Origin of the sequence: uncultured Rhodococcus sp. (genome assembly GCF_963525155.1) — a bacterium.
Classification (GTDB): Bacteria; Actinomycetota; Actinomycetes; order Mycobacteriales; family Mycobacteriaceae; genus Rhodococcus_F; species Rhodococcus_F qingshengii.
This window is the reverse complement of sequence record NZ_CAURKP010000083.1, coordinates 1-23554: the sequence shown is the minus strand read 5'-3', so window position 1 is coordinate 23554 and position 23554 is coordinate 1. Positions and strand designations below refer to the sequence as shown.

The following is a 23554-nucleotide window of genomic DNA, read 5'->3' as shown; positions in this document are numbered from 1 at the left end:
AACTGAAACGTTCCCGGCCTGAAACACGTAAAGAGACGGCCTCCACGAACTTTCGTTCGTGGAGGCCTTCTCTTTGTCAGGTTTCTAGCGCGGGCGGCGACGGATGACGATGTCGCGGACCAGAATGAAGATCATCAATCCGGCGGTGCCGATGAGCCACAGATCCTCGACCTTGCCGTGATGGTTTCCGATCATCATCAGAAGCAGGAATATTGCGAAGAACCATCCGAGGAAACGGAAAAACTTGAGTCCTTCACCACTCCACCCCCATGCGGCAGAGGGAACCTCGGCCTCATCGACGTGCGAGACCACGACGGGGGCGCTGGACTTGACGTCCAACTGGGTATCGGCCACGGTCGATCCTCCTGCTCATTCGGTTGCACTACTGCCCAATATGGTGACATACGACTGCCTGTCGTACGTAGTTGGGCGTCGATAAGGTTGTTCTCAGGTGTTATCAGGAACAATGGGCGAGTGCAGGAAACCACACGTACCCGCGTCCTCCTCCTCGGCAGTACCGGTTCGATCGGTACCCAAGCGCTGGAGGTCATCGCTGCCAACCCCGACCGTTTCGAAGTAGTCGGTCTTGCAGCGGGCGGCAACAACGTCGAGTTGTTGGCCGAACAGATTCGTGCAACCGGCGTTACGGACGTCGCCGTCGCCGATCCTGCAGCGGCATCGGCGCTGGAATCGGTAACCGCCCGTTCGGGACCGAGCGCCGTGACAGAACTGGTTCGGGACAGCGGTGCCGATGTTGTCCTCAATGCGCTCGTCGGTTCTTTGGGACTCGAACCGACACTGGCGGCTTTGAACTCGGGAGCGCGCCTGGCGCTGGCGAACAAGGAATCGCTTGTCGCCGGCGGAGCGCTGGTGACGAAAGCCGCCGCCCCCGGTCAGATCGTGCCGGTCGACTCGGAGCATTCGGCGCTTGCCCAGTGCCTACGTGGTGGAACAGGCGACGAGGTGGCCCGGTTGGTTCTCACCGCTTCGGGTGGGCCGTTCCGTGGCTGGAGCGCCGAGGATCTCGAAAGTGTGAATCCGGCTCAGGCAGGTGCGCACCCCACCTGGTCGATGGGCCCCATGAACACCCTCAACTCGGCAACTCTGGTCAACAAGGGCCTCGAGCTGATCGAGACGAACCTGCTGTTCGGGATCGACTACGACCGCATCGACGTCACCGTGCACCCGCAGTCGATCGTGCATTCCATGGTGACCTTCTTCGACGGATCGACGCTGGCACAGGCGAGTCCACCGGACATGAAGCTCCCGATTGCTCTCGCTCTCGGCTGGCCGGACCGCATCGAAGGTGCGGCGTCGGCATGCGACTTCACCACCGCCTCCACCTGGGAATTCGAGCCGCTCGATTCGTCGGTGTTCCCCGCCGTCGATCTGGCGCGAAGCGCAGGCAAATCCGGAGGTTGCTTCACCGCGATCTACAACGCGGCCAACGAAGTGGCGGCTCAGGCATTCCTCGACGGTGTCATTTCCTTCCCGGCGATCGTCCGCACGGTGGCTGCTGTTCTCGACGATGCAGGTCAATGGTCCGCAGAACCGGTTACCGTGGACGACGTTCTGGCCGCAGACGGCTGGGCACGCACACGAGCGCGTCAGCTCGTGAAGCAGGAGGGCTAGAGCTTTCATGGTTTTTGCACTGGGCGTAGTGCTGTTTGCCCTCGGCATCGGCGTGTCCATCGCCCTGCACGAAGCCGGTCACATGTGGACGGCCAAGGCTTTGGGAATGAAGGTTCGCCGCTACTACATCGGCTTCGGACCGAAGATCTTCTCGTTCCGTCGAGGTGAGACCGAGTACGGCCTCAAGGCGCTGCCGCTGGGCGGATTCTGCGACATCGCGGGCATGACGGCCCTCGACGAGATGACGCCTGAAGAAGAGCCGCACGCGATGTACAAGAAGGCGGCGTGGAAGCGCGTCGTCGTCATGTCCGGCGGTATCGCGATGAACTTCATTCTCGGGTTTGCGCTGCTGTACGGGCTGGCTCTCGGCTGGGGCCTGCCGGATCGCAGCGGGGATACGTTGGCGAAGGTGGGCAGTCTGTCGTGCGTCGCACCGACGCAGTCCAAAGACGGAACTCTGGCGACCTGCTCCGGTGACGGTCCGGCGCAACGGGCTGGGTTGGAGCCGTCGGATGTGATCACAGCCGTTGATGGGCAACCGGTGTCGACATCGGCCGATGTGGTGGCCAAATTGCAGCCGGTCACCGGTACTGCAGTGCTCAGCGTCGAACGCGACGGGCAGGATCTAACGATTCCAGTCGTCGTAGAACAAGCGCAGCGGTGGGTGACGGATCCGGCAACAGGTGATTTGCGTTCGGCGACTGTGGGCGCGGTCGGAATGAGCCTGGGTACCGTGTCGCCACCCCTGCTCCAGTTCAACGCTTTCAGCGCAGTTCCGGGCACCCTGAGTTTCACCGGCTTCACTCTGGTCGAATCGGTCAAGGCCATGGCTGATCTGCCGGCAAAGGTCGGTGCGTTGTGGGAATCGGTGACAGGCGGCGAACGCGCCCAGGACACACCTATCAGCGTGGTCGGTGCAAGCGTTATCGGCGGTGAAGCGGCGGACCGTGCACAGTGGGCGACGTTCGTCGGACTGCTCGCATCGATCAACTTCTTCCTCGGTGTTTTCAACATCCTGCCGCTGTTGCCGCTCGACGGCGGTCACATCGCGGTGGTCTTCTACGAGAAGATCCGTGATTGGTTCCGCGCCCGCCGAGGCTTGATTCCCGGCGGCCCGGTCGACTACACCAGACTCCTTCCGATTACTTACGTATTCATCGTGATCGGTGGCGCGTTCATGTTGCTGACACTCACGGCTGACATCGTCAATCCGATCAAGATCTTCTGACCGTGTGAGAAGGGTGACGGTTGCCGCGCGGTAGTGCGGCGATCGCCCGGCTAAACTTGCAGTGAAGCTATGAAAGAAGGCACAGACGTGACCATCCCTATCGGACTGGGAATGCCCTCGGCACCCGCAGCGATTCTTGCTCCTCGACGCAAGACACGGCAGCTGCAGGTCGGCACGGTAGGTGTGGGCAGCGATTTCCCCATCTCGGTGCAGTCCATGTGCACCACGAAGACGCACGACGTCAATGCAACGCTCCAGCAGATCGCGGAACTGACCGCGTCCGGTTGCGACATCGTCCGTGTCGCCTGCCCGCGTCAGGAAGACGCGGACGCGTTGTCGATCATTGCGAAGAAGAGCCAGATCCCGGTCATCGCCGACATCCACTTCCAGCCGCGCTACATCTTCGCGGCAATCGATGCGGGATGCGCTGCGGTGCGCGTCAATCCGGGCAACATCAAGGAATTCGACGGCCGTGTCAAAGAGGTGGCCAAGGCTGCCGGTGACGCAGGCATTCCGATCCGTATCGGTGTCAACGCGGGATCGCTCGATCCTCGGTTGATGGAGAAGTACGGCAAGGCGACGCCCGAAGCGTTGGTCGAGTCCGCGCTGTGGGAGGCCGGGTTGTTCGAAGAGCACGGCTTCGGTGACATCAAGATCTCCGTCAAGCACAACGATCCGGTGATCATGGTCGAGGCTTACCGCCAACTCGCCGCCAAATGCGATTACCCGTTGCACCTCGGCGTCACGGAGGCAGGGCCGGCGTTTCAGGGCACGATCAAGTCCGCGGTCGCCTTCGGTGCGCTGCTCGCGGAGGGTATCGGCGACACGATCCGGGTTTCGCTCTCGGCCCCGCCGGCCGAGGAAATCAAGGTCGGTAACCAGATTCTGCAGTCTCTGAACCTGCGTCCCCGCAAGCTCGAGATCGTCTCATGCCCCTCGTGTGGCCGTGCACAGGTCGATGTCTACACACTTGCCGACGAGGTCTCCGCCGGCCTCGAAGGCATGGAGATCCCGCTGCGCGTGGCAGTCATGGGTTGCGTCGTGAACGGACCGGGTGAAGCGCGTGAGGCCGACCTCGGTGTGGCGTCCGGCAACGGCAAGGGCCAGATATTCGTCAAGGGCAAGGTCATCAAGACGGTGCCCGAGGCGCAGATCGTCGAGACGTTGATCGAAGAGGCGATGAAAATTGCCGAAAGCATGGAGGGTGACGCGTCGGAGGGTGCGCCGGTCGTCACCGTGAGTTGAGTGATTGCCGGATGAATCTTCCCCGTCGGTGTCAGGTTCGTGGCAATCTGAGTGCATCATGATCGGGTAGTGATATTCGTGGACGCGCAGTCGAGTCGAGGGGGTTGACGGATGCTCAAACTCCTCGGAGCCAAGCAGGTCGGAAGTCGAGATCTCGAAGACGTCCGACGGGTACTCGACGCCGATCCGGTGGCGGGCTGCATGATTGCCGCGCGCGTCGAAGAATGTGGCGTCGACCCACGAATGATTCACGGCGAGCTGTGGAGTCGAGGCGGGCCGTTGTCCTCACTGTGCTTTGCCGGGGCGAATCTGGTTCCGCTTCGAGGCGATCCGGATGACATTCGGGCATTCGCCGACCGTGCCTGTCGGATTCCGCGCATGTGCTCGTCGGTGGTCGGCCGCGCCGAATTGGCGTTGCCGCTGTGGGAGATGCTCGAGCTCGACTGGGGAACTGCGCGGGAGGTGCGCCCCGAACAGCCGTTGCTCGCGGTTTCCGAGCCGCTGGCGTGTCCGTCGGATCCACTGGTCCGGCAGGTTCGCTCGGACGAACTCGAGATCTATCTGCCTGCCGCGATCGCGATGTTCATCGAAGAGGTCGGAGTCGACCCGCGTGCCAACGACGGTGGGCGCGGATACCGGCACCGTGTCGCTAGCCTGATCGCCGCTGGTCGAGCGTGGGCGCACATCGAGGACGGCCAGGTCGTTTTCAAGGCGGAGGTCGGTTCGATGTCTGCTCGCTGTGGCCAGATCCAGGGTGTGTGGGTCAACCCGGAATTTCGTGGGCAGGGCTTCGGCGTGACCGGTACAGCGGCTGTAGCGGAGTCGATCATGGCGACCGGTCGCATTGCGAGCCTGTACGTCAACAGCTTCAATACGATTGCGCGGTCGACCTATTCGCGGGTGGGGTTCCGACAGGTCGCGACCTTCTCGACGGTGCTGCTCGACTGACCGTACAAGCTGCGTGCAATGGTCGCGCCTACGCTGGGTGGAGCATTTGTCGCCCTACTATGGGGCTCGATGAACACTCGGCATTTCTCTCGTAGTCGCTCGGCCCAACTGTTGGCCTCCTGCACCGTGATTTTCTTGGCGGTGGGGATCAGTTCGTGTACTCCGAAACCCGCCGGCCCCGAGCCCGTCGCGCAGCAGTTCCTGAGTGCGTTCGGTGACAGGGATATCGACGAGGCAGCAAAACTGACGGACCGGCCTGATTCCGCGGGTCCTGTATTGAGTGACACCTGGGATGCGCTCCAGGCCGAGTCGATGACTGCCGAGACGACGTCGGTGAAGATGAACGGTGACACAGCGACGGTCGGCTACACCTACGAGTGGCACCTTCCGAAAGACCGCGTGTGGACGTACGACGGCGAGCTGCAGATGGGACGCAAGGACGGCGACTGGTCCGTCCGGTGGAGTTCGACGGACGTTCATCCGCGCCTCGGTGACAAGCAGACGATGTCGTTGCGGGCAACCGCGGCGCCGCGAGCGCGGGTCAACGAGCATTCGGGCACGGATGTCCTGGTGCCGGGAATTGTCTACCGAGTGAAGTTCGATCGCTCGAAGAGCAACGACATCATTGGTTCCGCGAACAGTCTCGCAAGTGTTCTCGGTCGGTTCGATTCTTCGCTGACGGGTCAATCGATCGCCGAATCTTCGACGGCCGTCAAGGGCGACTATCTGGTGACCCGCCTGCGCAGTGACGACTACGACCAGGTATCGGCGCAACTGGGAGCCATCTCGGGAGTATCTGTCTCGGACGAATCGGATCTCGTCTCGACGGACCCGGAGTTCGCGCCCGACCTTCTCGGGCAGATCAAGAAGACGATCATCGACGAGGTCGACGGCAAAGCCGGCTGGAGTGTCGTCACGGTCAACCAGAACGGCGTCGACACCGATGTGCTGACCGAGACTGCGCCGCAACCTGTTCCGTCGTTCAGTATCAGTTTGGACCGCAACATTCAGATCGCTGCTCAGCGTGCCGTGAACGTGAACAAGGATCAGGCGATGATGGTGGTCATCGAACCGTCGAGTGGGGCGATCCTGGCTGTCGCACAGAACAAGGCAGCAGACCGCGACGGACCGGTCGCGACGATGGGTCAGTACCCGCCCGGTTCGACGTTCAAGATCATCACGGCAGGCGCCGCAATTTCGACCGGTCAGGCGACCCCCGACACGATGGTGCCATGTCCTGGCCGGATCGAGATCGGTGAGCGCAGCGTCCCCAACTACAACGAGTTCTCACTCGGCACGGTGCCGATGGCAACGGCCTTCGCGCGTTCGTGCAACACGTCCTTCGCCAAGCTGGCCAGCGAGATGCAACCAGACACGTTGACCACTGCCGCAGCGCAGTTCGGCATCGGCCAGGACTACAACGTGGTGGGATTGCCGATCGATTCCGGTTCGGTGCCGCCGGCGTCGGACCTGGTGCAGCGGACCGAAGACGGGTTCGGTCAGGGAAAGGTCGTGGTCAGTCCGTTCGGAATGGCGATGGCAGCGGCGACGGTCGCGAACGGTTCGACTCCGGTGCCGCAACTGATTTCAGGGCGCGAAACCACCATCGACGGTGAGCGCCCGGCGATCTCGCCCGCCATGGTCGACGGCCTGCGCGGCATGATGCGACTCGTGGTCACCAGCGGTACTGCAGAACGAGTCGAAGATCAGGGTGAGGTGTACGGCAAGACCGGTGAAGCCGAGGTCGAAGGGGGATCGCACGCGTGGTTCGTCGGCTATCGCGGGAACCTGGCATTCGCGACTCTGGTTGTGCGGGGCGGAAGTTCGGACAACGCCGTCGCAGTCACCCGCGACATGCTCACCGCCCTGCCTGAAGGCTACTGACCCGTCAGGGGAGCAGTCCCAACCGCCGGGCGGTCACCACGGCTTCGTGGCGTGAGCTCGCGTCCAGCTTTCCCATCGCGCTTCGCAGATAGCTCTTGACTGTTTCCGGGCGAAGGGAAAGCCGTTGGCCGGCTTCGATGTTGGTGCAGCCGAGTGCGACCTGAGAGAGAACGTCCACTTCACGCGGGGTGAGCGTGACGTCGGATTCGGCGTCGGCGGTAGGACGCAGCAGGTTGGCCAAACGCTGGGAGAGTCCGCGGAGTTTGGTCTGCAAGTCGGTGTCGGTGACGGTCTGGGCGACACTGCGTAGTTCGGCGTGGACTCCGCGGATCTCTTCCGAAGACATACCGTCGGCGGTAGTCGCGGCGGCGGCCTGCAGTAGTTGCAGGCGACGATCGACTTCGTCGCGGATGGCGAACTCCATCCCGAGACGCCGGGATGCGCCGACCATGACGTCTGCTGTGCGGTCACCCAACGGAGCGGAATCGCGGATCGCGGCGTAGAGCACAGCGCGCGATTTTCCCGAAACCATGACCGGAACGGCGATGATCGAATGCAGGCCCTCGCTGAGAACAGGACGGTCGAAGTGATGAGTGATGGACTGCGAATTGCCGTAATCGTTGACGGTGATCGGTGAACCCTGGGCTACGACGCGTCCGCCCATGCCCGAGCGCGGCGGGATGGCCAAGCCCTTGAGGTTGTTGGTGCGGGTGCCGACGAATTCGCTCAGGTGCAGGGTTCCGTCCTGGACCTCGCCTCCGAACAGCACGGGAACAACGCCCTGAGCTGCGATTGTTCGGAGTTCACCTCGCATTGCGTCCCCGTCGCGGGGGCGCAGAAGTGACGAAGCATGTCGGTTCACGCAGGTACCCCTTTCTGGGGGTAGTGAAGTTCTCTTGTGAGCTAGATCATAGGGGGTGAACAGTACGTATGACGAGCCGCCAACGTAACCGGTCGGGCCAACCATACGACGATCGATAAGGAGCAAGTTGATGAGCACCGATCCCACCGCACGGGTGCGCGAGCTGCTGGACCAGTACGACACCCCGCATGCCAGCGCCGCAGAATTGCTCTGCGATCGGCATCCCGCGGATGGCGTTGCATTCACGGTCGTCGAGGCAGACCTTAGCTCGGTGGACCTCACTTACGGTCATCTACGTGAGCAGTCCGCGCGTTTCGCGGCAGCTCTGGCCGACCTCGGAGTCGAGCCGGGTGACAACGTCGCGACCTTGATGGGCAAGTCTGCGGACCTGGTGGTCGCGCTCCTCGGAATCTGGCGCCGCGGAGCGGTCCACGTGCCCTTGTTCACGGCGTTCGCTTCGCCGGCCATCGCTTTCCGCTTGACGGCCAGTGGCGCGAAGGTGGTCATTTCCGACGCCAATCAGCTCGAGAAGCTCGCGCCGGGAGAGGACATCCCCGCCGACGCAGCGTGGCAGGTCATCGTCGCGGGCGGCGCGGCCGGTGACGAGTTGGACTTCGACGCACTTGTCGCAGCTCAGGATGCCGAAGACCCGAAGGGCGCTTCTCAGGCAGTCGGCGGCAACGCACCGATGGTGCAGTTGTTCACCAGTGGCACCACGGGAACACCCAAGGGCGTGCCGGTTCCGGTGCGCGCGCTCGCCTCGTTCCACGCATACCAGGAGTTCGGCCTCGACGTCCGAGAGGACGACGTGTTCTGGAACGCCGCAGACCCGGGCTGGGCGTACGGGCTGTACTACGCGTTGCTCGGCCCGCTTGCCGCCGGCACGCGAAGCTTGCTGCTGCACGCCGGATTCTCCGCGCCGCTGACGTGGCAGATCATCGAGAAGTTCGGTGTCACCAATTTTGCCGCCGCTCCGACCGTCTACCGCAGTCTGCGTGCCGACAAGGCTCCCGTTCCGGAAGGCATCTCGCTGCGCCGCGCTTCCTCGGCCGGTGAGCCCTTGACTCCGGATGTTGTTGCGTGGTCGAAGAACTCGTTGGGCGTCGAGGTCCGTGATCACTACGGCCAGACCGAGCACGGCATGTTCATCGTCAACGCCTGGGCCGACGGACTTCGCGACGATGTCCGTCCCGGATCCATGGGTCGTCCGTTGCCGGGTTGGTCTGCCGCTGTGCTGGAAGACAATTCGGATGACATTGCACCGGCCCGCACTCAGGGCCGCGTGGCGATCGATACTCACAACAGCCCGTTGATGTGGTTCACCGGGTACGTCGATGCGCCGGAGAAGACGAAGCAGCGATTCAGCGAAGACGGCCGCTGGTACATCACCGGTGATGCGGGAATGACGGACGAGGACGGATTCTTCTTCTTCTCCTCGCGCGACGACGACGTCATCATCATGGCGGGCTACCGCATCGGTCCCTTCGACGTCGAGAGCGTGCTGGTCATGCACGAGCACGTCATCGAGGCCGCCGTGGTGGGCATGCCCGACGAGTTGCGCGGTGAGGTTCTCGAGGCGTTCGTCGTTCTTCGCGAAGGCGTCGACGGCGACGACGAACTCGAGAAGGAACTGCAGACGTTGGTGAAGAAGAAGTTCGCCGCGCACGCGTACCCACGCACGGTGCACTTTGTTCCGAACCTGCCCAAGACCCCGAGTGGCAAGGTTCAGCGGTACATCTTGAGGAAGGGATAAACCCCTGCTGTGGGCCGTTATTAAAAACCCGCCGTTTATAAAAGCGCACAGCAATGTCAGCGCCGACGAATTCTGCCGACCACCATGAGGGCGACCAGGGTGACCGCAAGCAGCAGTGTCGTATTTGCTGCGGCAAGAAATACCTGGCCACGGTCGGTGAGTCCGAAGATGCTGACCGGCAAGGTCTTCCATGTCGCCGGGTAGACCATGACCGTTGCGCCCAGCTCACCCATCGACAGTGCGATGGAAAGCCCGGCAGCCGCACCCAACGCTGGGAGCAGCAGCGGTAGCGTTACCCGTGTCAGCACCCGCACCGGGCCGGCGCCGAGTGATTCGGCAGCTTGACGGTAGGCGGGATCGAGCCGTTCGAGCGCGGCCGATACGGAACTGAAGGCAAAGGCAAGCACCAAAACCGTGTGAGCGAGAATCACGATCCACTTGGTGCCGCCGAGCAGTAGCGGGCGCTCGTTGAAAGTGATGAGCAGACCCAAGCCGATCGCGACCGACGGAACCGCAATCGGTAAATGGAATACGGCATCGGTGATGCGCCGCAGCCACATCGGTGCCTCACGCGAGGCCAGCGCGGCCCACGTTCCGACTATCAATGCCAATGCCCCCGCGATGAATGCAGTCTGCAAACTGACGATCAGGCTGGCGAAGTTCTCGTCGGACAGCGCCGTGGAGAAGTTCTTGCCGCCGAGATTCGACGGGAGTGGACCGGTCCACGATCCGGCCAAGGCAGCCGCGACGACGGTGGCGATGGGCGCGACGAAAACCACCGCGACGACCAGGGTGAAGAATCCGAGTACGAGAGCCCTAGAGCTTCGTGTCCACAGCAGCACGGCTGCCTCCCATCAATCTGTTGAAGGTGAATCGGTAGAGGCAGTACAGGCCGAGTGAGAGTGCGACCTGGACCGTCGCGATCACTGCCGCGCCGGGCAAGTCGAAGGTGACAATGCCGCGGGTGTAGATGAGGACCGGCAGAGTTACGACGTCTTTAGCCCCGGTGAAGAGCACGATGCCGAATTCATTCAGCGTCATCAGAAGCACGAGCGATCCACCGGCCAGGAGGGCCGGCCACGCTTCCGGCATCACCACCTGCCGCAGAACTCGGACGGGTGACGCGCCGAGACTGGCTGCCACGTCGAGTTGTTCACGCGGAATCTGGGTGAACGCTGCCAATAGCGGACGCACGACAAAGGGTGTGAAGAAAGTGATTTCGGCCGCGATCACACCGAACGGAGTGTTGAGGAAATTCAGTGGGCCGCTCGCGTCGCCGGTGATGCGGACGATCAAGGCGTTGACGGCGCCGGCTGTCCCGTACAGGAATGTGAACGCCAGCGTGATCAGGAAAGACGGCAGGGCGAGCACCGTGTCGATCAATCGCCCCACCAACTTGGATCCGGCGAACGGAACGAAGGCCAGCACCAAGGCGAGGAAGGTTCCCAGGATCAGGCAACCCAGGGTCGACGCCACGGCGATTTGGATGGTCCGCCAGAGTGCGGTTCTGAACAGTTCCGATCCGAGCACCGAAGACCACGTGGACAACCCGGTGCCGCTTCCGGTGCTCAGAGATTCCGTGAGGACACGTGCGGTGGGATAGACAGCAAACACGAGGACAAGAAGCAGTGGTGGTAGCGTCCACCCGATCCGGCGCCACGGGATCGGGTCTTTGTGCTGGGGCACAGCGGTTTCGGGGCGCTCCAAGGTTGTCGTCATGGGTGGCGATCCGCCGGAACCAGGACACTGCCGTCCGTGGGCAGGACGACGCCCACTTCGGTGCCGACCGGGCGCTCGTCGTGCCCTGGAACATCTGCGTCGACGCGGACGTCGTCGAGGCCACGTACAGCCAGCGTCAGACGCGTCGTGGAACCGCGCCAGACGCTCGAGACGATGCGCGCCGGGAATGATCCTCGTGCGCCGACGCCGCTTACGGCTACCGCGTGTGGACGAACACACAGGTAGGCGTCCATGTCGGACTCCCATTCGATGTGCCCGATCTCGGGCTGCGGGGCGTGAGCAGTGAACGGCGTGCCACCGATCGAGACCAGCGCGGAGGTGCCGATGACGCGTGTGACGGTGCAGGGCAGCAGGTTGGCACCCCCGAGGAACGCCGCGGTGAAGCTGGACGGCGGACGTTTCCACAAGGCCTCAGCGGTGTCGATGTCCGCGAGTCTGGCGTTGCGCATCACTGCGATTCGGTCTGCGAGCGCCAGGGCTTCACTCTGATCGTGCGTCACATAGAGCATGGCTGTGTCAGGTAGTGCTGCGCGCAGTCTCGCCAGTTCGCCGAGCATGCTCTCGCGAAGTTGAGCATCCAGGGCGGCCAACGGTTCGTCGAGGAGGAGTACTCCAGGGCGAATTGCCAACGCTCGGGCAATGGCGATTCGCTGCTGTTGACCGCCGGAAAGTTCACGGGGAAGCCGCTTTCCGTACGCCGACATCCCGACCATGTCCAGGGCTTCGGCCACGCGAGGGCCGATCTCCGACCGCGGCACGCGATGGGCTCGGAGTCCGAAGGCTACGTTTTCGGATACACGCATGTGCGGGAAGAGAGCGTACGACTGGACGACGACGCCGATACCGCGTTGTGCGGGAGGCAGATTGGTGATGTCTCGGGTGCCGAGCTTGACGGAACCGGACGTGGGGCGGACAAATCCCGCGAGGGCCTTCAGGGCGGTCGACTTGCCGGATCCACTGGGCCCCAGCAGTGCCACAGTTTCACCGGGTGCCACTCGCAGATTGAAATCGACGAGTGCATGGGTTGCGGTCTTCCCGCGGCCGTAGGCGACGTTGACACGATCGAAGGTGATGGCCGGAGCAGAATGTTCGATCGCTCCGTGAACACCGACGGTCTCGGGGAGCGTCCGCCCCAGTCTGGTTCTTGCCATGATCAGCTCCCGGTGGCTTTCTGGTAAGCGGCGATGTCGGCGTCGAGCGAGCTGAGGACGTCGTTCCAGTTCGGGGTCCAGACGTTGACGCCCTGCAGAACTCCGGAAGGCGTGTTCTTGTCGGTGGATTCACCGGCAGCGCTTCGGACGTCCTCGCGGACCGATACGCCGAGTGCATCGGTGGCGACGGTCTTCTGGGATTCTTCGGAGAGCAGGAACTCCATCAACTTCTTGGCTTGTTCGCTGCTCGGTGCGCTCTTGGCGAGGCCCATCACGTAGGGCAGTGCAATGGTGGTGCGAGTGCCGTCGGCTCCAGCGGGGAAGAAGATGTCGAACTTCGAGCCGTCGTCGGCGATGGAGGCGAGGTTCATCTGGACGTCACCGTTGGCGACCAGGAGTTCCCCGTTGCTGACCTTGGGCTGGAGCTTTCCGGTGGAGGACGAGGGACCGACGTTGTTGGCCTGGAGCTTTCCGAGGTAGTCGAGTGCGCCTTCCTTGCCCATCAGATGCTGGAGCAGCAACAACACCGCGGTACCGTCGCCGGCCTGGCCGGGCGTGGAGTACTGCAACTTGCCCTTGAACTGGTCAGTGAGCAGATCGTCCCAAGATTGTGGGGCGGGTGATGCAGTCGGATTGGCGATGAACGAGAGGTAATTCTCGACGACGGTTACGTACTTGCCGGCGTCGTCCTTCTCGTCGGCAGGAACGGCGGAGGTGTCGATTCCGCTGGGCTCGAGCAGACCTTGGGCGTCGGCCTTCTGGATGAACGGGGGCAGCGTGATGATCACGTCTGCCTGTGGGTTGGACTGCTCCTTTTCGACGCGGGAGACGACCTCGCCGGATCCGGCTTCCACGAGGTTGACGGCGATACCGGTCTGCGCGGTGAAGGCGTCGAATCTTCCCTTGTACCAACCGGACAGGCCGTCGGCGCTGTATACGGTGACGGTCTCGGTGTCTGATCCGGCAGCAGTGCCGGTGCCACCGCAGGCAGTGGTGAACGAAAGGACGGACACGGCGAGAGCGGCCGCAGCGATGCTCGGGCGTAGACGCATGACGATTCCTTTTTCGGAGGTGAGATCAGGAGTGGGTGAGGAGTTCGGCGAACTCCGTCACGGACGGGACGATGTGGGTGGCTCCGGCGTCGCGAAGCTGTTGCTCGTCGTGTGCGCCGGTCAGAGTTCCGGCGACGATGGATGCGCCGGAACGAATGCCGCTGAGCACGTCGTTGGACGTGTCGCCGAGTACGGCGATCTGGTGGACGTCGTCGATCGAAAGTTTGAGCAGGGCAGTCAGAATCAGGTCCGGGTGCGGTCGACCGCGACCGGCCTCGGCGGGGGAGAGGGTGAGATCGGCGAGGGTTTCCCAGCCGAGCGCGACGAGGAGTTTGTCCTGGGTCGATCGGCTGAACCCGGTGGTCAAGGCGACTTTGATGCCGGCCTCGCGCAAAGTGGTGATGGCTTTCTCGGCGCCGGGGATCGGCTCGGCCAGGCCCTGGTCGATGAGGGAGTCGTACGTGGTTTCGAAGGCGGCGTTCGCGGCCTGGGCGCGGTCTTCGTCACCGAAGATCGCCCGGAACACGACGATCTTCGACTGGCCCATCGTGTCGAGGACGTACTGGCGAGCGGCGTCGGCTTCCGGGCCTTCGGCGGGCAGTCCGCCGGCTTCAGCGGCGGCAGCGAAGGCGCGAAGAACCAGTCCGTCGTCGGCGACGGTGGTGCCGGCCATGTCGAGAACGGCAAGGGTGATCGGAGACATGAGAAGTCTTTCTTGTCGGAGAGATTCAGAGACCGAGCTGGTCGGCGGTTTGTTCCGCCAGTGCCGGGCCGAGCGTCATACCGCGGCCACCGGGGCCGGCAACCACCCAGACGTTGTCGGCGGCTTGTGCGCGGTGTACAAGTTGTGAGGGGTCGATGCACTGGCTGTAGACGCCCGCCCAACGCTTGACGATTGGCGGAAGATCGCGTCCCAGAAGTGTTTCCACGACTCCGGACAGATGGCGATAGGGCGCCTCGTCGACATCGAAGTCGAAGGGTTCCTCGTATTCGTGGGTGTCGCCGATGGTCAGCCCGCCGTGCAAGCGCTGCACGCACAGGAGTTGCATGCGGTGTTCCTCGGCAGTCGGTTCCTGCGGCTGTACTGTACGGAGGTGATCGAGGGCAGATCCGGCGAAACCCGGGTAGTAGCGGAAGCTGTCACCGTCAGCGATTGCGGTGGTGAGCTTTTCGCCGAGTGGGGCGCTCTGCATCATCTGCAGGCGCACACGGCGCAACGGGAGATCGCCGGCGAGATCGCGAGCCAATCCGCCGAGTGTCGCTCCGGGGCAGACGATCACGAGATCGGCGTCGAAGCTGCGACCGTGGTCGTCGCGGATGTGTACGCCGGAGGTGGTCGTCGTGATCTCGCGGGCTTCCGTTCCGGCGTGGAAGGTGTAACGGCCGGTGGATTCGAGGTAAGAACGGATGGCGGGGAGCGCTTGCCGTGACTCGACTGCGGCGTCCAGCGTGCAGTGCAGTCCGCCGAGAAACTTGCCCCGGAGCGCGGGGTTGACGACGCGAACGGCGTCGGGATCCAGGAGCGCGAACCCTCGGTTGTCGGCGTCCGGCCGAGAGAACGCTTCCTGCGCGACCGCGACTTCCTCCTCGGTGCGCATGAGGGTGATGGAGCCGGCTGGGCGGTATCCGACGCCGGGGACACGGGCGGCAAGGTCTGCCCACAGTTCGCGCGAGCGCAGCGCAGCTTCGAGTTCGTGCGGGGCTCGCCCGGATACCCAGACGAGGCCGAAGTTCCGTACCGTGGCACCGCGGGCTTCGGGCTCACGTTCGAGATGGATGACGTCGTGTCCCCGACGGATTGCCTCGTCGGCGTGCGCCGTTCCGAGGATCCCTCCGCCCACAATCAAAATTCGCATGTAGAGATAGTGACGTTTGGTCTAGACCAATAGGGGGAATCGAGACGAACTCCAGGTTAACAATTGGTATAGACCGAATTCTTGTACGCTTGCGCCATGAATCAGCAGACGTCCACCGGGCCGGGGACCTCGAGCGTCGTGATCGAACCGGAGTTGAAGTACTACCGGGTGCGCACCGAGATCGAGACCATTCTCAGTGGGCTCGAGGAGGGCGACGCAGTCCCGTCCGAGCGGGAATTGGCGGCGCGGTTCACAGTCGCTCGCGAGACGGTCCGTCAAGCGCTTCGTGATCTGCTTGTCGAAGGACGGATCGAGCGGCGGGGGCGGGGCACTGTCGTCGCGAGTCCGAAGTTGGTTCAGCCGCTCTCGATTCGTTCGTATACCGAAGGCGCACTGAGTGCTGGGCGAGTGCCCAGTCGTAAGGTTGTGACGTTCGAACGAATGTCGGCCGACGACGGTCTCGCCACGGAATTGGGTATCGAACCAGGTGACAGCGTCGTTCATCTCGAGCGTGTTCTCTTCGCCGACGGAGAGAAGATCGGACTCGAATCAACGTTCCTGCCGGACAGCAGGTTCGGTGAGATGCTCGACGCTTTCGATGCGACGACGTCGCTGTACGCGGCTATCCGTTCCATCGGCGTGGTCTTTGCCTCCGCAACCGAACGGATTGAGACGGTGCTCGCTTCACCGCGGGAGGCAACGCTCGTCGAGTCCACGACCTCGATGCCGATGCTTCTGCTGCACCGGACGTCTGTCGACCCGGATGGTGTGCCGATCGAGCGGGTTCGCTCGCTCTATCGCGGCGACCGCATTGCCTTCTTGACGACGTTGCGGGAGTGATTGCAGTCGACTCGATTCGATCAAGGGTGTGAGTTGAACATGTCCACGAGCCCCTGGGGTGCGTTCTCGCCGAAGCACATGTCCAGTCCATCGGCGGACTGTTGTGCCGATGCGGCGCTGCGTGGGAAGAGGCGCTCTTCGTAGACAGCTAGCCCTTCCTCCGTGCTGCTGTGCGAAGCGATCGCCTGGCCGAGTTCCGCGCCGTCGAGCATTGCCAGGTTCGCACCCTCTCCGGCAAACGGCGACATGACGTGTGCCGCGTCCCCGAGCAGAGTGACCCCGGGAGTACGGCTCCAACTGTGGCCGATGGGAAGGGCATGGATGGAGCGAGGGGTCAGCGAGCTGTCGGCTTCGACGATCAGTGAACGCAGTGACTCGTCCCAGTCCGAGAAGTGTTCCAGCAGAACCTTCTTCGCGATGTGATCGTCGGAGAAGTCGACACTCGCTGCCCAGCTCTCGGGAACTCGCAGGGCGGCGTAGATGTGCAGACTGTTGTCGGTCTCACGGTGGGCAAGGAAGCCCTTGTCGGCACTGAGTGCGAACATCATTCCGCCGCCGACGGTTTCAGCGGCATCCACGTGCTGGTTGTCGGCGTCGTCGAGGTCGAACTCCACGAAAGATATTCCGGTGTACGCAGGAGTGTCGTTTGAAACCAATGGACGGATTTTCGACCACGCACCGTCGGCGCCGACCAGGAGATCGGTGGTGAAGTGGGTGCCATCCGCGAGGTGAACTTCGTGTCGACCATCCGGCAACGGATGAGCACTGCGGACCTTGGCTCCCCAGTGGAGTGTTTCCTTCGGAATTGAGCTGAGCAGTAGGTCACGCAGCTGGCCGCGGTCGATTTCCGGGCGGTCGCCGTCTCCGGTATCCTGCTCGCTCAGATGCACGACGGCATTTCGATCGAGGACGCGTGTCTCTTCCCCGCCTTGATGAACGAGGCCGCGGAACTCCTCATAGAGGCCGGCGGCATGAAGCGCGATCTGACCCGAGTCTTCGTGGATGTCGAGCATCCCGCCTTGAGTTCTGGCTGTCGGTCCGGATTCGAGATCGAATACCGCCGAATCGATTCCGCGGAGATCGAGGACTCGGGCGAGGGTGAGGCCACCGAGGCCGGCGCCGATGATTGCGATGGGGTAGTGGTTCATGGTGGGTTCCTAAGAAGTGAGTGGGGTGTTCTCGATGCCCGTGATGAGCGTGCGGAATCCCCAGGAGAGGCGCGCCGAGGGTTCACCGGCAAGTAGAGCTGTTGCATGTCTTGCGACGAGTGGGTGCGTCTGCGGGTTTGCGTTCTGGATTGCGTCGGTCAACGCGCTCCATCGGGCATCCGCGTCGGCGGAATTGTTCGGCGCCGAGTGTTCGGCAGCAGTGGATGTCGCGTACTGCAGTAGCAAGTCCACGCCCCACGCGGCTTGACCTGGAGGGACTTCGCCTTCGTCGAGCAATGCCAGCAGGCGCTCGAGCAGGCGCACGTAGTGAACTCCGCTGGGTCGGGAAACGAGTGCCGACTGGGCGAGACCGGGATGATCGAACAGCACGGCCGTGTACGAGGTCAACACCCGTTCAAGGCGAGCTTGCCAAGTGCCGGAAGAATTTTCGGCGAGGTCGACCACTCCGAGAAGTGTGTCCAGAACGGCGGCGTGCAATTCGGCGGTATTTTGAACGTACACGTACAGAGATGCCGGCCCGGTGTCGAGTTCGAGGGCGAGTCGACGCATGGTCAACTTCTGCAACCCCTCCGATCGCAAGATTTCCACCGCGGTACTGACGATGCCCTCGCGTGTCAGAGCGGGTTTGGCCGGACGATTGCGACGGCTCGACGGACCTGTTGGCTGAGTGGGCATGATTTCACCGTACACGAACATGTTCGTAACGAACATGTTCGTTGGATCACGCACTGAACGTCCACCGCTGTGCGGAGCCATATCGGGAGCGGTGGGTTACATGCCTGTACCGCCGGAGAGCATTGCGATCGTCAGTAGGATGCCACCCACAATCCCCACGAGCGGGCTGTCGCTGTCGAGAAGCCAGTCGTTCAACGATCCCATGAGCGCCTCTTTCGGGTTTCGATCTGCCGACGGTCGAGCCTATCGACAGATCGAACCCGATATGTCACTTTCGTCCGAATTGTGGATCGGACCCGAGGTGATCAGCCGTAGACGTTGCCCGGGCTGATCAACTTGGTGATCGGCACCATCAAAGCACTGGTCAGATCAGTCTCGCCGTCGATGTCGGTGTTGATGAAGACGACCAGGGTGGTGTCCTTCTCGGGCAAGTAGACCGAGACTGTCTTGTAGCCGGGCAGGCTTCCGTTGTGACCGATCCAGCCGCCGCTGTTGAACAAACCGAGTCCGTAGCCGGAGCTGTCGTCCCCTTCGCTCAAGCTCACGGTTTGCAGGCGCTGCTTCTGAGTGGCGTCGGTCAGGAGATCGCCTTTGGCCAGCGCCGGAACCCAAATGCGCATGTCGTCCAACGACGAGATCATTGCACCCGCGGCGCCGCCCCACGACGGATTCCAGTCCGTCGCCGCGGTCACGGATTCGTCGAGCGTTTGGTTGGTGTACCCCTGAGCGTGTGGTGTCGGGAACGCGTTGGTGGTGGGAAAGCTGGTGTGCTCCATTCCGAGTGGTGTCGTGATCTTGGTGTCGATGACGTCCGACAGTGTTGAGCCGGTGACCTTCTCGATGACCATGCCGAGCAGAAGGGTGTTGGTATTCGAGTAGTCGACAGTGGTTCCTGGTCGAATTTGGAGTGGGAGGTCCTTGACGTATCCGAAGAGCTCTTCGGATGTGAATGATCGGCGAGGGTCGGAAAGAACATCCATGACAAACTGTTCGGACGTCGTGTAGTCCACGAGGCCGCTGCGCATCCCCGCCAGCTGGCGCAGGCTGATCGCATCACCTTCCATGACGCCGTCGACGTATTTGGAGATCGGGTCGTCGAGACCGATCTTTCCCTCGTCGACCAATTGCAGCAGGGCGGTGACGGTAAATGTCTTGGTGACGCTACCGATCCGGTGGTAGAAGTCGGTCTCCATCGGTGCCTTGGTTGCAGTGTCGGCGACTCCTGCAACCTTCACATAGTTGCCGTCTGGTCCCCAAATGCCCACCATCGCACCGGGAATCCCCGTCGAATTCACCGCAGCGTCGATGATCGAATCGAGCTGGTCGGTGATGGTCGAGTCCATGATCGTTTAGGATGTGTCTGTGGATTTGTCCGTGCTGCAGCTGATTACAGCTCCAACCATGGCGCTGCACAGGCCGACAAGCAGGATGCGTCTTGCTCCGGTTTTCATGAGTCGAACTCTGCCTGTCCGAGGGCACTCACACATCGACCCCGGGTACGGCAGACGCAGTCCCCAGGTACCTCCTCAACCGGTACCGGGGGACTACGGAACCCTGGCCTGAACCCTTGACTTGGGTCAGAGTCCGCCGTCGAAGAACGCCGCCAGCGCGGGTGCCGGGTCTGCCGCGGTGCCCATATTTGCTACGCCGACAACGATCAATCCCAGCGTGAACAGTGCAGTGAGAAGACCGATCGACCCCGACACGAATCTCGTCCGTCGCTCGGATCGCGCCGTTCTCGCGAAGCGTGCCCACACGACCACAGTCACGGTCAGTGATATTGCTGCCGCGATCAGCGCGATCACCGCCATGGCCAAGTGATACCGCGCGAAGTCGCTGATCATCAGTTCGAGGACAGGGCTTTGCTGGTTTCCGGTGCCGGTCGACTGAGCGAGCTGTTGGCGGACCTGCCCGACAGTGTCGCCAAGTGCCCCATCCGCCTGGGCCACGGGCAACATCGAGATCAGCGAAGAGAAGGGTGCAACGACACCTTGGATATTTGCCATCACGAGTACCGAGGAAAACATCGCGAGGAGCGTGACCAGCCCTCCCGCCGAGACGAATGCGAGTTTCTTTCCAGCCGTCAGAGGGCCGGCGTTCACGAACGACGCCTTGAGCATCCGGCCGAGTGCGAGCAGAACCGTCAGCAGGATTACCGCGATCACGGCCTTGGCCACGTGGTACCGCAGCCAGTAGTCGACAGCGGACTTCAAGCTCGGCGAGAAGGCTTGGACACCGGAACTCCAGTATTCGACGAACGCGGCGCGGACCGTCTCGACGAGTTCTCCCTGGTCTGCGTACCCATCACCCGGCCTACTCGTCAGCATGCCCGGGGCGAGAACGAAGGCAGCGGAGAAACCGGCGACCAACGCGATCAACGCGGCGATCTTGCGACCGGAGGACTGCGTCGAGCGCGACGGCCCCGCAGTGTTGTGCCGTGAAGAATTGTGCAGTGGGATTCCTCCAGCGTGATGAGCGATCATCTGGTCACCGTCCACAAAGTCATGTCACCGAGTGTAGAAATCGGTACACCGGACTTCATCGTTCGAGAGGATGATATTTCCGGCGACGGCGTCCGCCCGCCCTCGCCGCTGCCGCCGACATCCCCCTCAGCACTCGACGACATTGACGGCGAGCCCGCCTTCACTGGTTTCCTTGTAACGCACGGACATGTCGTTTCCGGTTTGGCGCATGGTTTCGATGACGGTATCGAGGCTCACCACATGCGTCCCGTCACCGAGGTATGCGAGCTGAGCTGCGGTGACTGCAGTCGAGGCGGCTACGGCATTTCGTTCGATGCAGGGGATTTGGACCAGGCCACCAACCGGATCGCAGGTCAGCCCCAGATGGTGTTCCATGGCAATCTCAGCGGCATTCTCGATTTGTCGTGGTGATCCGCCCATGACAGCGCACAAGCCGGCTGCCGCCATCGCGCAGGCAGCTCCGACCTCACCCTGGCACCCCGCCTCCGCACCCGAGATCGAGGCATTCGCCTTGATGATCGATCCGATTGCGGCTGCGGTGAGGAGAAAGGTTCGAACGTCGTGAACGCCGGCGCCCGTCGCGCGTATGTGGTGATAGAGCACCGCCGGCACGATGCCTGCCGCGCCGTTCGTCGGAGCCGTTACCACGCGGCCACCTGCTGCATTTTCTTCGTTGACCGCCATGGCGTAGACGGTCAGCCACTCGCGTGAGGAGGGTGCGCAGTTACGTTGTTCCAGTTGAATGTTCGCAGACCGTGCTCTTCGGCGAACTCCGAGACGCCCGGGCAATACACCTTCGGTCTGGGTGCCGCGTTCGATGCATGCGCGCATCGCGGACCAGATCGCGTCGATGCCGCTGAATGCTCGATCCTGGCCGTGCATCGCGATTTCGTCCGACAGTGCCAGCTCGGCGATAGTTCCGGAGCCGCATTCCGCCAGTAGCTCTTTCGCGGTTCGATAGCGTGAGTTGATCGAATGCGCGCTTGCTTGCGTCTCCGTTCCGGCGCGCAGTACGAATCCGCCACCGATCGACAGATATGTACTCGTACAGACGATTTCGCGACCGATGAAGGCGGTCAGTGTCATCGAGTTGGGGTGCCCGTGACGGCGAACGAGCGGCTCGAACACCATGTCCTCGTGAGTGAACACAACGTGCCCGAGTGAGCCGCCGACGAGCTTCACCGATCCGCCGTCCGAGAGCTCGGCCCAACGCCCGTGAACGTCGTTCGGCTCGCACGTTTCAGGATCCAACCCACGAAGTCCCGCGATCACCGCGTCGGGAGTGCAGTGCCCTATTCCGGTGGCGGCGAGAGAGCCGTGCAGATTGCAGCGAATACGGTCGACCGACGCGGTCAAGCCGGCGTCGGAGAGCTCGCCGACAAAAGTGCGGGCGGCTCGCATCGGACCGACCGTGTGTGAACTGGAGGGCCCGATGCCGATGGAGAAGAATTCGAGCGCGGAAACATAGACGCCGGTGGTGCTCATTCGGCGCTCGTGACGGTAGTCGCTCCTGACTCGCGCTGGGCCGCAATCGTCAGGAGGTTGGAGCGCGAGTCCCCGGTGGCGGCTCGGATCACAGTGCGCGCCATTGCAATTGCTCCGTGCAGAACAGCTTCGTCGCCCGCTGCGGAGCGGGCATCAGCGGCAAACTCGATCGTGTGAGGAACTCCGGTAACGCCGCGTAACGCGATCATCGGGTGGATCGAGGGAACCACCTTCGACACGTTGCCCATGTCTGTCGAGCCACCGGTCAGGGGAGTTCGGGCGGCCGCGGTGCGGCCCAGGCTCGCGATCTCCTCGTCCCAGATCGTCGCCAGCACTGGGTGTTGTACCAGCTCCTCGTACCGAGGTTCGGCGCGTTCGGTCGACCAGGAGCAGTCGCTGGCCACAGCTGCGCCCTCGAAGCAGGCGAGCATACGACGCTTGGCGTCCAACAGCACGTCGAGTTCTGTGGCCCGAACTTCCGCTCGCACCAATGTCGAGGCCGGGATGATATTTGTTGCTTCGCCGCCGTGCTCGACGTAGGCGTTGAGCCTGACGTCGGAGGGAAGTTGTTGACGGAGGAGTCCGATGGCGACCAAGGCGATCGTGGCGGCGTCGCCTGCGTTGATGCCCTTGTGTGGCGCAGCGGCCGCGTGTGCGGCTCGTCCGGTGTAGGTCACGTCGAACCGGTCGACTGCCTGCGTTCCGGTGACGGTGCAGCTGACGTCTTCACCTGCAGCGCCGTGGACCATGATCGACATCGCCGCGCCCTCCCATGCGCCACGTTCGAGCAGCAAGACTTTCCCGCCGCCGTGTTCTTCGGCCGGCGTACCGAGAAGGACGACGGTCAGGCCGTGTTCCTCCGCGACCTCTCCGAGCGTGATCGCTGCTCCCAGTCCGGCAGCGGCGATGACATTGTGTCCACACGCATGACCGATGTCGGGAAGGGCGTCGTACTCGGCGCAGACGACGACGCGGAAAGGGCCGGAGCCCCGCACCGCTTCGAATGCCGTCTCGAGGCCGTAGGCGGCGCGAGTAACCGTGAAGCCGGCTTCCTGCGCGGCGTCCGCCAAGAGGGCCGACGCATGATGCTCTTCGAATGCCAACTCTGGGTGAGCATGGATGGTGTGGCTGACGTCGATGAGGCGTGATGCCCACTTCTCGATCGTGCTCGAAACCGTGTCTGTGAGGGTGCGGGTGTCAGCGATGGACATGGGTATTGCTTCCTTTCAACATCTTTGGTTCTCTGTGTCTTCGGATCGCGGTGTCTTCGGTTCTCAGCGTCTTCGGGTGCAGTTCTAGTGCCAGAGGCCCAGCGCGAACTCCGCGACGACCACGGAAAGTAGGTAAGAGGCGAGGATCGCGACGATTCCGACGGGCACGATCTTCCAGCCGATCGTCTTGAGCAAGGGAAGGTCCTTGCCGAGGCTGAGACCTGCGACAGTCAAGGTGAGGGTGCAGATCGAGAGAAAGTCGACAGTCCCGACGGTGCTCGAGACGAAATCACCGATGGGGGACCACGGTGTTGTCGCCAAGGCACCGATGGTGATGATT

Annotated in this window: 21 protein-coding genes and 1 pseudogene; 7 read left to right on the top strand and 15 right to left on the bottom strand. The window is 62.7% G+C overall.

Annotated elements, in window-relative coordinates; genetic code table 11:
* Positions 1-84 precede the first annotated feature (84 nt).
* Complete coding sequence (locus tag RWT78_RS17305; RefSeq protein WP_003942762.1) at positions 85-354, bottom strand: DUF2631 domain-containing protein; 270 nt, start codon at positions 352-354, stop codon at positions 85-87.
* 120 nt (positions 355-474) lie between these two features.
* Between RWT78_RS17305 and dxr the strand changes: the two genes are divergently transcribed.
* The 5 genes from dxr to RWT78_RS17280 all read left to right on the top strand — a co-directional run bounded on the left by dxr (position 475) and on the right by RWT78_RS17280 (position 6937).
* Positions 475-1632: a 1-deoxy-D-xylulose-5-phosphate reductoisomerase gene (gene dxr / locus RWT78_RS17300; protein WP_003942815.1), complete on the top strand. Its 1158-nt coding sequence runs from the start codon at positions 475-477 to the stop codon at positions 1630-1632.
* Between the two features lie 7 nt (positions 1633-1639).
* Positions 1640-2860, top strand: a complete 1221-nt coding sequence (locus RWT78_RS17295; protein WP_218748404.1) for an RIP metalloprotease — start codon at positions 1640-1642, stop codon at positions 2858-2860.
* A gap of 87 nt (positions 2861-2947) precedes the next feature.
* Positions 2948-4105: a flavodoxin-dependent (E)-4-hydroxy-3-methylbut-2-enyl-diphosphate synthase gene (ispG, locus tag RWT78_RS17290; RefSeq protein ID WP_007734888.1), complete on the top strand. Its 1158-nt coding sequence runs from the start codon at positions 2948-2950 to the stop codon at positions 4103-4105.
* Positions 4106-4216: 111 nt separating this feature from the next.
* Positions 4217-5053: a GNAT family N-acetyltransferase gene (locus RWT78_RS17285; protein ID WP_314676900.1), complete on the top strand. Its 837-nt coding sequence runs from the start codon at positions 4217-4219 to the stop codon at positions 5051-5053.
* 69 nt (positions 5054-5122) lie between these two features.
* The gene (locus RWT78_RS17280) at positions 5123-6937 is read left to right on the top strand and encodes a penicillin-binding transpeptidase domain-containing protein (RefSeq protein ID WP_064688741.1); all 1815 of its coding nucleotides are present in this window, start codon (positions 5123-5125) and stop codon (positions 6935-6937) included.
* Between the two features lie 4 nt (positions 6938-6941).
* Here the strand turns inward: RWT78_RS17280 and RWT78_RS17275 are convergent, their stop codons facing one another.
* A complete protein-coding gene (locus RWT78_RS17275; RefSeq protein ID WP_042450799.1) occupies positions 6942-7751 on the bottom strand; it encodes a LuxR C-terminal-related transcriptional regulator in 810 nt (269 codons plus the stop codon).
* Between the two features lie 178 nt (positions 7752-7929).
* On the opposite strand from RWT78_RS17275, the gene RWT78_RS17270 reads away from it, so the two are divergent.
* Positions 7930-9552, top strand: coding sequence for an AMP-binding protein (locus RWT78_RS17270; protein WP_314676896.1), 1623 nt, complete (start codon positions 7930-7932; stop codon positions 9550-9552).
* Positions 9553-9608: 56 nt separating this feature from the next.
* On the opposite strand, the gene RWT78_RS17265 is transcribed toward RWT78_RS17270, so the two are convergent.
* Genes RWT78_RS17265 through RWT78_RS17240 form a run of 6 tightly spaced genes read right to left on the bottom strand, consistent with a single transcriptional unit; the run spans position 9609 to position 15351 of the window.
* Entirely contained in the window at positions 9609-10394 is a 786-nt protein-coding gene (locus RWT78_RS17265) for an ABC transporter permease (protein WP_003942733.1), read from the bottom strand.
* Positions 10369-11271 carry a 2-aminoethylphosphonate ABC transporter permease subunit gene (locus tag RWT78_RS17260; RefSeq protein WP_314676894.1) on the bottom strand — a complete coding sequence of 301 codons (903 nt, stop codon included), beginning with the start codon at positions 11269-11271 and terminating at the stop codon, positions 10369-10371. Before RWT78_RS17260 ends, RWT78_RS17265 begins: the two co-directional genes overlap by 26 nt.
* A complete protein-coding gene (locus tag RWT78_RS17255) occupies positions 11268-12443 on the bottom strand; it encodes an ABC transporter ATP-binding protein (protein ID WP_003942699.1) in 1176 nt (391 codons plus the stop codon). The genes RWT78_RS17260 and RWT78_RS17255 overlap by 4 nt, the downstream gene beginning before the upstream one ends.
* Positions 12444-12445: 2 nt before the next feature.
* Positions 12446-13495 (bottom strand): 2-aminoethylphosphonate ABC transporter substrate-binding protein, encoded by a 1050-nt coding sequence (locus RWT78_RS17250; protein ID WP_314676892.1) that lies wholly within the window; start codon positions 13493-13495, stop codon positions 12446-12448.
* A gap of 25 nt (positions 13496-13520) precedes the next feature.
* Complete coding sequence (locus tag RWT78_RS17245) at positions 13521-14198, bottom strand: phosphonatase-like hydrolase (RefSeq protein ID WP_003942707.1); 678 nt, start codon at positions 14196-14198, stop codon at positions 13521-13523.
* A gap of 25 nt (positions 14199-14223) precedes the next feature.
* Positions 14224-15351, bottom strand: a complete 1128-nt coding sequence (locus RWT78_RS17240; protein ID WP_314676889.1) for a TIGR03364 family FAD-dependent oxidoreductase — start codon at positions 15349-15351, stop codon at positions 14224-14226.
* 96 nt (positions 15352-15447) lie between these two features.
* On the opposite strand from RWT78_RS17240, the gene RWT78_RS17235 reads away from it, so the two are divergent.
* Positions 15448-16191, top strand: a complete 744-nt coding sequence (locus RWT78_RS17235) for a GntR family transcriptional regulator (RefSeq protein ID WP_007734901.1) — start codon at positions 15448-15450, stop codon at positions 16189-16191.
* A 20-nt stretch (positions 16192-16211) separates the two neighbouring features.
* Here the strand turns inward: RWT78_RS17235 and RWT78_RS17230 are convergent, their stop codons facing one another.
* The 7 genes and pseudogenes from RWT78_RS17230 to RWT78_RS17200 all read right to left on the bottom strand — a co-directional run.
* Positions 16212-17339 carry an NAD(P)/FAD-dependent oxidoreductase gene (locus tag RWT78_RS17230; RefSeq protein ID WP_314676886.1) on the bottom strand — a complete coding sequence of 376 codons (1128 nt, stop codon included), beginning with the start codon at positions 17337-17339 and terminating at the stop codon, positions 16212-16214.
* A gap of 9 nt (positions 17340-17348) precedes the next feature.
* Positions 17349-18035 (bottom strand): TetR/AcrR family transcriptional regulator C-terminal domain-containing protein, encoded by a 687-nt coding sequence (locus tag RWT78_RS17225; RefSeq protein WP_314676884.1) that lies wholly within the window; start codon positions 18033-18035, stop codon positions 17349-17351.
* Between the two features lie 305 nt (positions 18036-18340).
* Positions 18341-19378, bottom strand: a complete 1038-nt coding sequence (locus RWT78_RS17220; RefSeq protein WP_314676882.1) for a serine hydrolase domain-containing protein — start codon at positions 19376-19378, stop codon at positions 18341-18343.
* A 234-nt stretch (positions 19379-19612) separates the two neighbouring features.
* Positions 19613-20518, bottom strand: coding sequence for a hypothetical protein (locus tag RWT78_RS17215; protein WP_314676880.1), 906 nt, complete (start codon positions 20516-20518; stop codon positions 19613-19615).
* 126 nt (positions 20519-20644) lie between these two features.
* Entirely contained in the window at positions 20645-22003 is a 1359-nt protein-coding gene (locus RWT78_RS17210) for an L-serine ammonia-lyase (RefSeq protein WP_314676879.1), read from the bottom strand.
* Positions 22000-23214 (bottom strand): amidohydrolase, encoded by a 1215-nt coding sequence (locus RWT78_RS17205; protein ID WP_314676877.1) that lies wholly within the window; start codon positions 23212-23214, stop codon positions 22000-22002. The genes RWT78_RS17210 and RWT78_RS17205 overlap by 4 nt, the downstream gene beginning before the upstream one ends.
* A gap of 84 nt (positions 23215-23298) precedes the next feature.
* Positions 23299-23554 (bottom strand): annotated as a pseudogene (locus RWT78_RS17200) (DUF3100 domain-containing protein); the annotation flags it as partial.